The organism is Streptomyces sp. NPDC043908, assembly GCF_056435525.1.
Genome location: NZ_JBWKEI010000007.1, coordinates 44,222 through 56,931, shown reverse-complemented (window position 1 = coordinate 56,931; position 12,710 = coordinate 44,222). Strand labels below are relative to the sequence as shown.

Below are 12,710 nucleotides of genomic sequence, written 5' to 3'. Positions count from 1 at the left end.
GGCGCCGCCCACCGGATCCGGTCGGTTCCGGTGCAGCATGCCCCACAAACCCTGGCACGTGAGGCCCCGGCCGGTCATGCTGGGCGGGTCGGGGAGCCGGGGGCACGGCATGGGGGGCGTGGTGCGGAGAGCGGGCACGGCGGAGCGCGCGTACGACTACATCGTGGTGGGAGCGGGGTCGGCGGGCTGTGTGCTCGCGGCACGGCTCTCCGAGGACCCCGGCGTCCGGGTCGCGCTCGTCGAGTCCGGGCCGCGCGACCGCAACCCCGGCATCCGTGTCCCGGCCGCCTTCCCCAGACTCTTCAAGACCGCCTACGACTGGGACTTCACCACCGTCGGCCAGGAGGCGCTGGGCGGGCGCGCGCTCTACTGGCCGCGCGGCCACACCCTCGGCGGCTCCTCGTCCATCAACGCCATGATGTGGGTCCGCGGCCACCGCGCCGACTACGACGCCTGGGGCGAGGCGGCCGGGCCCGCGTGGGCGTACGACGCGTTCGTACGGTACTTCCGCCGGGCCGAGCGCTGGACGGGCCCGGCGCCCCAGGACTCGGTGTACGGCACCCGCGGGCCGCTGTGGATCTCGCCCCTGCGCGACCCCAGCCCCCTCACCCTCGCCTTTCTCGCCGCCTGCCACGACCGGGGCCTGACGGGGCTCAGGGAACTCAACGGCCCGGACCACTCCGGATACGCGACGACCCCCGTCAACCAGCGCGACGGGCGCCGGTGGAGCGCCGCCGACGGCTACCTCCGGCCGGCCGCGCACCGCCCCAACCTGGACGTGCTCACCCGCACCCGGGTGCACGGGCTGGAGTTCGAGGGCCGCCGGGTCACCGGGGTCAGGACACAGGGCGCCGCGGGCACCCTCACCGCCCGCCGCGAGGTGATCCTCAGCGCGGGCGCCATCGGCTCGCCGCAGCTGCTGATGCTCTCGGGCATCGGCGACCCGGAGCACCTGCGGCAGGCGGGGGTCGAGGTCAGGGTGGCCTCCCGGGACGTCGGCCGGCACCTTCAGGACCATCTCGCGTACGCCGTGACCGTGCGCTGCCCCCGGCCCGTCACGCTCACCGGCGCGGACACGCTCCCCAACCTCGGGCGCTTCCTGCTGCGCGGCCGGGGCCCGCTGACCTCCAACCTGGCGGAGGCGGTCGCGTTCGTGCGCACCCGGCCGGACCTGGTGGCGCCCGACATCGAGCTGGTCTTCGCCCCGGTGCCGTTCGTCGGCCACGGGCTCACCCCGCCCACCGAGCACGGCCTGACCGTCGGGGTGGTCCTGCTCCAGCCCGACGGCGAGGGCCGCGTCGAGCTGGCCGGGCCGTCCGCCGCCGCCCCGCCGCGGATCGACCCCGGTTATCTGAGCGCCGAGGACGACCTGCGCCGGCTGCTGGTGGGGGTGCGCCGGGCGGAGCAGTTGCTGGCCACCCCGGCGCTGGCCGAGCACACCTCGGGGCCGCTGGCGCCCTACCCCGGGGTGGTCGACGACGAGACGCTGGCCGCGGCCGTGCGCGCCTCGGCCGAGTCGCTGTACCACCCGGTCGGCACCTGCCGGATGGGCACCGACGCGGCCTCGGTCACCGACCCCCGCCTGCGGGTGCGCGGCACCGAGGGGCTGCGGGTGGTCGACGCCTCCGTCATGCCGCGGATCACCCGCGGCCACACGCACGCCCCGACGGTCGCCCTCGCGGAGAAGGCGGCGGAGCTGATCCGCCAGGACGCGACCCGGCCGTCACGGAGCACGTGAGGGCGCGCGGCAGCTCTCGGGGAGGTACGTGAGGAAGCGCCGGAGCCGTGCGTGCGCCGGGGCGCGCGGGGGCCGTCAGGCCTTGCCGCGGGCCACCAGCCGCGCCTTGCGCGCGGCGAGCTTCTCGTCGAACTTGCTCGCCTCCGCGTCGAGACCGCCCATGTACAGGCCGAGCTCCTCCTGCGCCTTCAGCCCCTCCGGGCCCAGGCCGTCGATGTCCAGGACCTTCAGGAAGCGCAGCACGGGCTGGAGCACGTCGTCGTGGTGGATGCGCAGGTTGTAGATCTCGCCTATCGCCATCTGCGCGGCGGCCCGCTCGAAGCCGGGCATGTTGTGGCCGGGCATCCGGAAGTCCACGACCACGTCGCGTACCGCCCGCATGGTCAGGTCGGGGGCGAGTTCGAAGGCCGCGCCCAGCAGGTTGCGGTAGAAGACCATGTGCAGGTTCTCGTCGGTCGCGATCCGCGCCAGCATGCGGTCGCAGACCGGGTCGCCCGACTGGTGGCCGGTGTTGCGGTGCGAGATGCGGGTGGCCAGCTCCTGGAAGGCCACGTACGCCACCGAGTGCAGCATCGAGTGGCGGTTGTCGGACTCGAAGCCCTCCGCCATGTGCGCCATGCGGAACCGCTCCAGCTGGTCCGGGTCCACGGCGCGCGAGGCGAGCAGGTAGTCGCGCATCACGATGCCGTGCCGGCCCTCCTCGGCGGTCCAGCGGTGCACCCAGGTGCCCCAGGCGCCGTCCCGGCCGAAGAGGCTGGCGATCTCGTGGTGGTAGCTGGGCAGGTTGTCCTCGGTGAGGAGGTTCACCACGAGCGCGATCCGGCCGATGTCGGTGACCTTGGACTGCTGCGGCTCCCACGCCTCGCCGTCCTCGAAGAGGCCGGGGAAGTTGCGGGCGTCCGACCACGGCACGTAGTCGTGCGGCATCCAGTCCTTGGCCACCTTCAGGTGCCGGTTGAGCTCCTTCTCGACGACCTCTTCCAACGCGTACAGCAGCCGGGCGTCGGTCCACACGTCCGAACTGCCGAGGTGGGGGGAGGTGATCGTCACGAGGGTGCTCCAGGGGGACGGGGAAGGGGGACGGGTACCTACGCCTACGTAGGTTACGAGACCGTAGGTTAAGCGCGCGGTAGGCCCCGAGCCAAGTCCCGCCTTCCCCCCATACCGCTACCCTGCGTAGTTCACACAGCTCAGGGCGGGTCGGAAAGAGACAAGTCCGACATGCTTACTGGCCGTCGCGCACCTCCTCGACGGTGGTGTCGCGCAGCTCACCGTCGAGCAGCAGCCACCGGGTGACGCCGATCGACTCCAGGAACGGCACGTCGTGCCCGGCGACGATCAGCGCCCCCTCGAAGGCGGCCAGCGCCTCGGTGAGCCGCCGTACGCTCGCCATGTCCAGGTTGTTCGTCGGCTCGTCCAGCATCAGCAGCTGCGGCGCGGGCTCGGCGAGCAGCAGCGCGGCGAGCGAGGCCCGGAAGCGCTCGCCCCCCGAGAGCGTCCCGGCCGGGCGGTCCGCCCGGGCCCCCTTGAACAGGAAGCGGGCCAGCCGCGCCCGGACCGCGTTGGCGGTGGCGCCCGGCGCGTACCGCGCCACGTTCTCCACCACGCTCAGCTCGTCGTCCAGCACGTCCAGGCGCTGCGGCAGGAACCGCAGCGGCACGTGCGCCACCGCCTCCCCGGCCGCCGGGGCGAGCTGCCCGGCCAGGGTGCGCAGCAGGGTCGTCTTGCCGGCCCCGTTGCGGCCGACGAGCGCGATCCGCTCCGGCCCGTGGATGTCCAGACTGCCCAACGCCCGCTCCGCGTACGGCAGGCGCAGCTCGCGCAGGGTCAGCACGCTCCGGCCCGGGTGGACCTTGGTGTACGGGAGTTCGACGCGGATCTCGTCGTCGTCCCGGACCGCCTCCACGGCCTCGTTCAGCCGGTCCCGGGCCTGGGCGAGGCGCTCGGTCTGGAGGATGCGGTGCTTGCCCGCCGACACCTGGGCCTCGCTCCGGCGGCCGTTGGCGATGATCTTCGGGACCCGCTTGTTCTCATAGCTCTTCTGGGCGAACCGCTGACGCCTCGCCAACTTGACGTGCGCGCCGGTCAGTTCGCGCTTCTGGCGCTGGACGTCGGCCTCGGCCGTGCGCACCATCCGCTCGGCCGCCTCCTGCTCCACGGCCAGCGCCTCCTCGTACGCCGAGAAGTTGCCGCCGTACCAGGAGACCTCGCCCTCGCGCAGATCGGCGATCTGGTCGACCAGGTCGAGGAGTTCACGGTCGTGGCTGACCACGACCATCACCCCGGGCCAGGCGGCCACCGCGTCGTAGAGCCGGCGCCGGGCCCGCCGGTCGAGGTTGTTGGTGGGCTCGTCGAGCAGCAGGACGTCGGGGCGGCGCAGCAGCAGCGCGGCCAGGCGCAGCAGCACCGACTCGCCGCCGGAGAGTTCCCCGATGGTCCGGTCGAGGCCGACGCCGTCGAGGCCGAGCTGTCCGAGCGCGGCCCGGGCCCGCTCCTCCACGTCCCAGTCGTCGCCGACCGCCGTGAAGTGCTCCTCGCTCGTGTCGCCCGCCTCGATGGCGTGCAGCGCCGCCCGTGCCCGGTCGATGCCGAGGGCCTCGTCGACCCGCATCCCGGTGGCCATGGTCAGGTTCTGCGGCAGGTACCCGATCTCGCCCGTGACGACGACCCGCCCTCCGGTGGGGGCGAGTTCGCCGGCGAGCAGCCGCAGCAGCGTCGACTTGCCGGAGCCGTTGAGGCCGATCAGCCCGGTGCGGCCGTGGCCGACGGCGAGCTGGAGGCCGTCGAGGACGGCCGTGCCGTCGGGCCAGGTGAAGGAGAGGTCGAAGCAGCTGATGTGCGTCGAGGACGCGGAGTACGTAGACATGGATGTCTCCCTGTTGCGCGGAAGAGGGGCGGGGGCAACGGGAACTGAGACACCGGTGTCAGGGCAGCGGGGGAAAAGAAGAAGGGCCCTGGTCGTGGAGGACGGCTCGGAGGCAGGTCACACCGCGCGCGCGACACGGAAGGGAGTGCGCGAAACGGTGTCTCAGGTGCCTCAGACGAGCAACGTCCTACTCCGATCGACGACGACAGGGCCGAGAAGAACGTACGACGGGGCGCCCGTCGGCCGCAAACGATTTAACGGCGCGGGCGCGCGGGGCGGGGCGGGCCGCCCGGGTCAGCAGGCGTCGCGCAGCAGCGCGGTGAGGTCCCCGTCGAGGTCGAGGTAGTGGTGCTCGTGGCCCGCGGGCACCATCAGCTGGGTGCGCTTGAGGAAGCGGCGCAGCTCCGAGGTGCGGATGTGCACCATCGCGGTGCCCTCCGGCGCGTGGAACTCCACGACCGTACGGTCGAACCCGTACGGCCGGACCCGCACGTCGCCCATGCCCGCGGAGGTCTCCACCCCCGTCTCCAGCAGTTCGCGCGAGAACGCCCAGCACACCTCCACGCCTTCCAGGGTGGCGGGCGCGGGGAAGACCATCCGCACGGCGAACGGGTCCTCGCGGTCGTAGCTCAGCGTCGCGGGGACGGTCTGGACCCGCGGGTCGGAGGCGATCAGGCGGGCCTCGACGGCTTGCTCGATGACAGTGGACAACGCCCTGTTCCCCTAACCTCACGACCGGGTACTTCTCTTCCTGCTGCTCACGAAGACGGCAGAAGACACGGGTGCGTGCACACGAGCCGGGGGTGAGCTGTGTCACCTGATCGCTACGTGTGCGTCACTTACCGGTGCGTCACCGCCGGGTCCCGCGCGCTGTCCAACGAGCTCCGGATTGATGGCGATACGGTCGAATTTCGCCCTCTGGACGGCCCTCCCGGGGCCGACTAGCTTCCAGCGCCATGAAGCTCATGGGGAAGACGAGACGCATGCTGTCGGTGGGGCTCGGCGCGGCGGCGCTGGCGGGCGCGCTGACGGCGCCGGCCCAGGCGCACGGCCACGACGGGGACCGCCCGGCACCGGCCTGGCAGCCGACACCGACCGGTACGGACGCCCGGTTCCGGGGGCTCTCGGCGGTCAGCCGGAGCACCGCGTGGGTGGCCGGCTCGAAGGGCACGGTGCTGCGCACCACCGACGGCGGGCGCACCTGGCGCGATGTGTCCCCTCCCGGCGCGGACGGGCTGGAGTTCCGGGACGTGGAGGCCTTCGACCGACGGAGGGCCGTGGTGCTCGCCATCGGGGAGGGCGAGGCGTCCCGGGTCTACCGGACCGAGGACGGCGGAATCACCTGGAAGGAGTCGTTCCGCAACCCCGACCCCCGCGCCTTCTACGACTGCCTCACCTTCTTCGACCACCGCCACGGGTTGGCCGTCTCCGACCCGGTCGACGGCAGGTACCGCCTCCTGTCCACGGCCGACGGCGGCCGCTCCTGGAAGGTGCTGCCGGCCGCCGGTATGCCGCGGGCGCTGCCGGGCGAGGCCTCGTTCGCGGCGAGCGGCCAGTGCCTGGCCGGCTCCGGCCCGCGCGATGTGTGGCTCGCCACCGGGGGCGCCACGACCGCCCGCGTCCTGCACTCCGCGGACCGCGGGATGACCTGGACGGCGACCGCCTCGGCGATCCCGGCCGGTGACGCGGCGCGCGGTGTCTTCGGGCTCGCCTTCCGCGACCGTACGCACGGGATCGCGGTCGGCGGCGACTACCGGGCCGGACAGCCCTCGCCCCGCGCCGCCGAGGTCACCCGGGACGGCGGCCGTACCTGGTTCCCGGCCGCGGCCCCGGTCGCCGCCTACCGCTCCGGCGTCGCCTGGCTGCCGCACAGCCGGTCGGCCGCGCTCGCGGTGGGCCCCACCGGCACCGACGCGACCACCGACGGGGGCCGCACCTGGCGGACCGTCGACACCGGCTCGTACGACACCGTGGACTGCGCGCCGGACGGCGGCTGCTGGGCGGCGGGGGAGAAGGGCCGGGCGGCCCGGCAGGCGCACGGGGGGCACCGGGGCTAGCCCGTGGGCAGTTCCTGCCGGTAGGCGTCGAGTCCCGGGGCCACCTTGGTCGCCAGGAACTCGGTGATCCGGTACGCGCACACGCCGTTGACGCTGAAGGGGTCGGTCGCCGTGAGCGCCTCGATCGCCGCGCGGTCGTCCCCGACGGCCAGGATGACCCCGCCCTCGCGGGGCTCCTTGCGGCCGGAGGCGATGAACACACCCGCCTCGTACTGTGCGTTCAGCCAGGTGACATGGGCGTCGAGCAGTTCGTCGACGCGGGCCAGGGGAGCCGTGTAGGTCAGGTCCAGTATGAACATGATCGGCAGGCTACTCCCGGCCCCCTCTCCCGCAGACCCTAGGGTGAGGGCATGGTGACGCTCACGGAGATCCCCGAGGACTGGCCCGCCGACGAGGCAGCGGCGCTGGCCGTGCAGGACGGACTGCGCGGCCGCGTCGTGCTCGACGAGCCCGGCCCGCCGCCCGGCACCGGGCTGGTCACGGGGGTCGACGTGGCGTACGACGACGAGCGGGACGTCGTCGCGGCGGCGGCCGTCGTCCTGGACGCGGCCACCCTGGAGGTCGTCGAGGAGTCCACCGCGGTCGGCCGGGTCGCCTTCCCGTATGTGCCGGGGCTGCTCGCCTTCCGGGAGATCCCCACGGTCCTGGCGGCGCTGGGCGCCCTGAGCACCGGTCCCGGCCTGGTGGTCTGCGACGGGTACGGGCTCGCCCACCCGCGCCGCTTCGGCCTCGCCTCCCACCTCGGCGTGCTCACCGGGCTCCCGGTGATCGGCGTCGCCAAGAACCCGTTCGCCTTCACCCACGAGGAGCCCGGCGCCCGGCGCGGGGAGGCCTCGGCGCTGGTGGGCGCGGACGGCGAGGAGGTGGGCCGGGCGCTGCGCACCCGCGACGGCGTCAAGCCGGTGTTCGTCTCCGTCGGCCACCGGGTCAGCCTGGACAACGCCTGCGCCCACACCCTCCGGCTCACCCCGCGCTACCGGCTGCCGGAGTCGACCCGGCGCGCGGACGCGCTGTGCCGCGAGGCACTGCGCACCGCGCTCCGGCCCGCACGGGAAACGCCCTAGCGGGCGTCGGCCACCCGGAAGCGGATGCCGGCCTGCTGGATCCGGGCCAGCAGGGCGTCACCCATCGCGGTGACCGTCGTCAACTGCCCCGCCAGGTCCGGCAGTTCGTCGAAGGCGAGGCTGAGCGCCCCCTCGGCGAGGATCTTGGCGGTCTCGTCGTACCCCGGGTCGCCGCCCGACACCTCGGTGAACACCCGGCGCCCGCCGCCCTCGCCGACGAACCGCAGCGAGAACCAGCTGCGGTCGCGGCGCTCCTGGCCGGGTCCGCTGCCCGGCTCGTAACGGCTGATCAGCCACCGTCGCGCGGCGGGCAGTTGGGCGACGCCGAGCGCCGCGCCCGCCCCGGCCACCGCGCCGAGCGCCGTCGGCAGCCGCCGCACCGCGGCGAAGTGGCGGTAGCGGAAGTCGGGGCCGTAGCGCTCGCTCGCCGACGCCGAGCGGGCCACCACCACCGGGTCCAGGACCGGCAGCGGCAGCGCCCAGGCGCCGGTCTCCCGGCTGAAGTGCGGGGTGCCTAGCGGCGCCCTGGCCCGGCGCCCGACCAGGCGCGGCTCGTGCAGCCGCCGCTCCCGGGCCGCCCTGAGCTGCTGCGCGCCGCGGCCCATCGCGGTGAGCGCGGAGGCGAACGTACCGCCGGAGAACATCGCGTTGGAGCGTACGAACCCGTCCACCCGCAGCGGTACGCCCGCGGGGAGCCGCTGGACCGTGTAGTACACGCCCAGATCGCACGGCACCGAGTCGAAGCCGCAGGCGTGCACCAGCCGCGCGCCGGTCTCCCGGGCCCGCGCGTCATGGCGTACGTACATGGTGTCCACGAACTCCGGTTCGCCGGTCAGATCGAGGTAGTCCGTCCCCGCCTCGGCGCACGCGGCGACCAGGCCCTCGCCGTACCAGACGTAGGGGCCGACCGTGGTGGCCACCACCCGCGCGGACCCGGCGAGGGCGCGCAGCGCGTCGGGGTCGGCGGAGTCCGCCGTGATCAGGGGCAGAGAGGCGCACGCCGGGTCGATCGCGGCGAGCTCCTCGCGCAGCGCCTCCAGCTTGGCGGCGGACCGCCCCGCGAGCGCCCAGCGGCACCCCTCGGGCGCGTGCGCGGCCAGGTACTTCGCCGTGAGGGTGCCCACGAACCCGGTGGCCCCGAAGAGGACGATGTCGTACGGCCGCGCCGCCCGCCGGGACTCCCGTTCCGGCCGCGTCCGTTCCGCCCGCTCTGCACGTTCTGCGTCTTCCAAGGAGCTGCCCTCCGCTTCTGCCCCGGCCGCGCTCCCGCGCCGTTGTCGGTGGCTGAGGCTAGCGTGAGAAGCGGTGCCGTGGGTGATCAAGGACGGCGGGAAGTCCGCCCGAAGTCCGCTCGGCGAAAACCAAGCGCTTGCTCGCGCAGGGGGCTTGTGCGGAGTGGAACGTGTTCTTAGCATCACTGCTGTTACATCAGTTGTGTCACAGTGCTGGGGGCTCGATGACAGGTTCGGGGAACGGCCCGCTCACCGGGGTGCGCGTGGTCGAGCTGGCGGGGATCGGGCCCGGCCCGTTCGCGGCCATGCTCCTGGCCGACCTCGGCGCGGACGTGGTGCGGGTCGACCGCCCGGGCGGCCCGGGCCTGGCCATCGACCCGGCGTACGACCTGACCAACCGCAACAAGCGCTCCGTACTGATCGACCTGAAGGCGCCGGACGGCCCCGCGCGCGTCCTGGACCTGGTGGAGAAGGCCGACATCCTCGTCGAGGGCTACCGCCCCGGTGTCGCCGAACGCCTCGGCGTCGGGCCCGGGGAGTGCCTGGCCCGCAACCCCGCTCTGGTCTACGGACGGATGACCGGCTGGGGGCAGGAAGGACCGCTCGCGGCCCGCGCCGGGCACGACATCGCGTACATCGCCGTCACCGGCACCCTCGGCATGATCGGCCGGCCGGACGAGGGGCCGACGGTCCCCGCCAACCTGGTGGGCGACTACGCGGGCGGCTCGCTCTACCTCGTCGTCGGCGTCCTCGCCGCCCTCCAGCACGCCCGCGCCACGGGCGAGGGGCAGGTCGTGGACGCCGCGATCGTGGACGGCGCCGCCCACCTCGCGACCATGATCCACGGCATGCTGGCGGCCGGCGGCTGGCAGGACCGGCGCGGCGCCAACCTCCTCGACGGCGGCTGCCCGTTCTACGGCACCTACGAGACCGCCGACGGCCAGTACATGGCGGTCGGCGCCCTTGAGCAGCAGTTCTACGAGGAGTTCATCCAGCTGCTCGGGCTCGACGCCGTGGCCCCCGCCCGCAAGGACCTCGCCCGCTGGGAGGAGCTGCGCACCGCCATCGCCGAGCGGTTCCGCACCCGTACCCGCGAGGAGTGGACGGCCGTCTTCGCCGGGTCGGACGCGTGCGTGGCGCCGGTGCTCTCGCTGCGCGAGGCTCCCTCCCACCCCCACCTCGCCGCCCGCGCCACCTTCGTCGAGCACGGCGGCCTCACCCAGCCGGCGCCCGCGCCCCGCTTCTCGGCCACCCCCGGCGCCGTCCGCCGTCCGCCCGCCCGGCCCGGCGCCGACACCGCCGAGGTCGCCCGCGACTGGGGCGTGCCGGAGCTCGCCGGGACCGGGAACGCCGAGCCCACCAAGGAGAACGACCGTTGAAACGGCAGATCTTCACCGCCGAGCACGACGCCTTCCGCGAGACCGTCCGCACCTTCCTCGCCAAGGAGGTCCTGCCGCACTACGAGCAGTGGGAGAAGGACGGCATCGTCTCGCGCGAGGCCTGGCTGGCCGCCGGACGCCAGGGCCTGCTCGGGCTCGCCGTGGACGAGGAGTACGGGGGCGGCGGCACCGCCGACTTCCGCTACAGCGCGGTCCTCGCCGAGGAGTTCACCCGCGCGGGCACCTCGGGCCTGGCGATCGGGCTGCACAACGACATCATCGGGCCCTATCTCACCGGGCTCGCCACCGAGGAGCAGAAGCGGCGCTGGCTGCCCGGCTTCTGCGACGGCTCCCTGATCACGGCGATCGCCATGACCGAGCCCGGCGCCGGATCCGACCTCCAGGGCATCGCCACCCGCGCCGAGGACCGGGGCGCGTACTGGCTGCTCAACGGATCCAAAACGTTCATCTCCAACGGCATCCTCGCGGACCTGGTGATCGTCGTGGCGAGGACGACCCCCGAGGGCGGCGCCCACGGCCTGTCCCTGCTCGTGGTGGAGCGGGGCATGGAGGGCTTCGAGCGGGGCCGCAACCTGGACAAGATCGGCCAGAAGTCGCAGGACACCGCCGAGCTGTTCTTCACCGACGTGCGGGTCCCCAAGGAGAACCTCCTCGGGGAGCTCAACGGCGCCTTCGTCCATCTGATGACCAATCTGGCGCAGGAGCGCATGGCCATCGCCGTCGCCGGGATCGCCGCCGCCGAACACCTGCTGGAGATCACCACCCAGTACGTGAAGGAGCGCGAGGCCTTCGGGCGCCCGCTCGCCACCAAGCAGCACATCCGCTTCGAGATCGCCGAGCTGGCCACCGAGTGCGCCGTCACCCGCGCGTTCCTCGACCGCTGCATCGAGGATCACTCGAACGGGGAGCTCGACGCCGTGCACGCCTCGATGGCCAAGTGGTGGGCCACCGAGCTCCAGAAGCGCACCGCCGACCGCTGTCTGCAACTGCACGGCGGTTACGGCTATATGAGCGAGTACCGCGTCGCCAGGGCTTTCACGGACGGACGCGTCCAGACCATCTACGGCGGGACGACCGAGATCATGAAGGAGATCATCGGTCGTTCCCTGCTCGGCTAACCCTCTGAAAGGCTTTTCCGTGAGCACCGAAGCGTATGTGTACGACGCGATCCGCACCCCGCGCGGGCGGGGCAAGGCCAACGGCTCCCTGCACGGCACCAAGCCGATCGACCTGGTCGTCGGACTGATCCACGAGCTGCGGGGGCGCTTTTCGGACCTCGACCCGGCGGCGATCGACGACATCGTCCTCGGCGTGGTCGGCCCGGTCGGCGACCAGGGCTCCGACATCGCCCGCATCGCGGCGATCGCCGCCGGGCTGCCGGACACCGTCGCCGGAGTCCAGGAGAACCGCTTCTGTGCCTCGGGCCTGGAGGCGGTCAACATGGCCGCCGCCAAGGTCCGTTCGGGCTGGGAGGACCTGGTGCTCGCGGGCGGCGTCGAGTCGATGTCACGGGTGCCGATGGCCTCGGACGGCGGCGCCTGGTTCGCCGACCCGATGACCAACTTCGACACCAACTTCGCCCCCCAGGGCATCGGCGCCGACCTCATCGCCACCGTCGAGGGCTTCACGCGCCGCGACGTCGACGAGTACGCGGCGCTCTCCCAGGAACGGGCCGCCGAGGCCTGGAAGGACGGCCGTTTCGCCCGGTCCGTCGTCCCGGTCAAGGACCGCAACGGCCTGGTCGTCCTCGACCACGACGAGCACATGCGCCCCGGCACCACGGCCGACTCGCTCGCCTCCCTCAAGCCGTCGTTCGCCGCCATCGGCGACATGGGCGGCTTCGACGCGGTGGCGCTCCAGAAGTACCACTGGGTGGAGAAGATCGACCACGTCCACCACGCGGGCAACTCCTCCGGCATCGTCGACGGCGCCGCCCTGGTCGCCATCGGCTCGCGCGAGGTCGGCGAGCGCTACGGCATGACCCCGCGCGCCCGCATCGTCTCCGCGGCGGTCTCCGGCTCCGAGCCGACGATCATGCTCACCGGTCCCGCCCCCGCCACCCGCAAGGCGCTCGCCAAGGCCGGGCTCACCATCGACGACATCGACCTCGTCGAGATCAACGAGGCGTTCGCCGGCGTGGTGCTGCGCTTCGCCCGGGACATGGGCCTGCCGCTCGACAAGATCAACGTCAATGGCGGCGCCATCGCCATGGGCCACCCCCTCGGCGCCACCGGCGCGATGATCCTCGGCACCCTCGTCGACGAGCTGGAGCGCCGCGACCGGCGCTACGGCCTCGCCACGCTCTGCGTGGGCGGCGGGATGGGCATCGCCACCGTCGTAGAGCGTCTCTGAC

Annotated in this window: 11 protein-coding genes; 6 read left to right on the top strand and 5 right to left on the bottom strand. The window is 73.3% G+C overall.

The features are described 5' to 3' along the window. Nucleotides 1-109 precede the first annotated feature (109 nt). Nucleotides 110-1,738 (top strand): GMC family oxidoreductase, encoded by a 1,629-nt coding sequence (locus AC069K_RS17085; protein WP_478616845.1) that lies wholly within the window; start codon nt 110-112, stop codon nt 1,736-1,738. A gap of 75 nt (nt 1,739-1,813) precedes the next feature. On the opposite strand, the gene AC069K_RS17080 is transcribed toward AC069K_RS17085, so the two are convergent. The 3 genes from AC069K_RS17080 to ssgD all read right to left on the bottom strand — a co-directional run bounded on the left by AC069K_RS17080 (nt 1,814) and on the right by ssgD (nt 5,315). Continuing rightward, the gene (locus tag AC069K_RS17080; protein WP_358833177.1) at nt 1,814-2,788 is read right to left on the bottom strand and encodes an acyl-ACP desaturase; all 975 of its coding nucleotides are present in this window, start codon (nt 2,786-2,788) and stop codon (nt 1,814-1,816) included. 175 nt (nt 2,789-2,963) lie between these two features. Then, nucleotides 2,964-4,604: an ABC-F family ATP-binding cassette domain-containing protein gene (locus AC069K_RS17075; RefSeq protein WP_478616841.1), complete on the bottom strand. Its 1,641-nt coding sequence runs from the start codon at nt 4,602-4,604 to the stop codon at nt 2,964-2,966. Between the two features lie 294 nt (nt 4,605-4,898). Beyond that, complete coding sequence (ssgD, locus tag AC069K_RS17070; RefSeq protein WP_358833179.1) at nt 4,899-5,315, bottom strand: spore wall synthesis regulator SsgD; 417 nt, start codon at nt 5,313-5,315, stop codon at nt 4,899-4,901. A 245-nt stretch (nt 5,316-5,560) separates the two neighbouring features. Here ssgD and AC069K_RS17065 point away from each other — a divergent pair, with 245 nt between their 5' ends. Beyond that, entirely contained in the window at nt 5,561-6,661 is a 1,101-nt protein-coding gene (locus tag AC069K_RS17065; RefSeq protein ID WP_478616837.1) for a WD40/YVTN/BNR-like repeat-containing protein, read from the top strand. Here AC069K_RS17065 and AC069K_RS17060 read toward each other — a convergent pair. Beyond that, complete coding sequence (locus AC069K_RS17060; protein WP_478616834.1) at nt 6,658-6,960, bottom strand: YciI family protein; 303 nt, start codon at nt 6,958-6,960, stop codon at nt 6,658-6,660. The genes AC069K_RS17065 and AC069K_RS17060 overlap by 4 nt on opposite strands. A 51-nt stretch (nt 6,961-7,011) precedes the next feature. On the opposite strand from AC069K_RS17060, the gene AC069K_RS17055 reads away from it, so the two are divergent. Beyond that, on the top strand, nt 7,012-7,725 hold the full coding sequence (locus AC069K_RS17055; protein ID WP_478616831.1) for an endonuclease V: 714 nt from the start codon (nt 7,012-7,014) through the stop codon (nt 7,723-7,725). Here AC069K_RS17055 and AC069K_RS17050 read toward each other — a convergent pair. Next, the gene (locus tag AC069K_RS17050; RefSeq protein ID WP_478617478.1) at nt 7,722-8,876 is read right to left on the bottom strand and encodes a saccharopine dehydrogenase family protein; all 1,155 of its coding nucleotides are present in this window, start codon (nt 8,874-8,876) and stop codon (nt 7,722-7,724) included. The two genes, AC069K_RS17055 and AC069K_RS17050, sit on opposite strands and share 4 nt — an antisense overlap. A gap of 305 nt (nt 8,877-9,181) precedes the next feature. Here AC069K_RS17050 and AC069K_RS17045 point away from each other — a divergent pair, with 305 nt between their 5' ends. From AC069K_RS17045 to AC069K_RS17035, 3 genes are read left to right on the top strand one after another with little or no spacing between them, the layout of a single operon-like run. After that, nucleotides 9,182-10,336 (top strand): CaiB/BaiF CoA transferase family protein, encoded by a 1,155-nt coding sequence (locus tag AC069K_RS17045; protein ID WP_478616829.1) that lies wholly within the window; start codon nt 9,182-9,184, stop codon nt 10,334-10,336. After that, a complete protein-coding gene (locus AC069K_RS17040; RefSeq protein ID WP_478616826.1) occupies nt 10,333-11,475 on the top strand; it encodes an acyl-CoA dehydrogenase family protein in 1,143 nt (380 codons plus the stop codon). Before AC069K_RS17045 ends, AC069K_RS17040 begins: the two co-directional genes overlap by 4 nt. Before the next feature lie 19 nt (nt 11,476-11,494). Next, nucleotides 11,495-12,709: an acetyl-CoA C-acetyltransferase gene (locus AC069K_RS17035; RefSeq protein ID WP_365099844.1), complete on the top strand. Its 1,215-nt coding sequence runs from the start codon at nt 11,495-11,497 to the stop codon at nt 12,707-12,709. The last annotated feature ends 1 nt before the right edge of the window (nt 12,710 follow it).

Bases quoted from the DNA above. Each gene is read 5' to 3' on its own strand.
- AC069K_RS17075 (WP_478616841.1), bottom strand. From the start codon at position 4,604: ATGTCTACGTACTCCGCGTCCTCGACGCACATCAGCTGCTTCGACCTC.
- AC069K_RS17065 (WP_478616837.1), top strand. From the start codon at position 5,561: ATGAAGCTCATGGGGAAGACGAGACGCATGCTGTCGGTGGGGCTCGGC.
- AC069K_RS17085 (WP_478616845.1), top strand. From the start codon at position 110: ATGGGGGGCGTGGTGCGGAGAGCGGGCACGGCGGAGCGCGCGTACGAC.
- AC069K_RS17055 (WP_478616831.1), top strand. From the start codon at position 7,012: ATGGTGACGCTCACGGAGATCCCCGAGGACTGGCCCGCCGACGAGGCA.
- AC069K_RS17045 (WP_478616829.1), top strand. From the start codon at position 9,182: ATGACAGGTTCGGGGAACGGCCCGCTCACCGGGGTGCGCGTGGTCGAG.
- AC069K_RS17060 (WP_478616834.1), bottom strand. From the start codon at position 6,960: ATGTTCATACTGGACCTGACCTACACGGCTCCCCTGGCCCGCGTCGAC.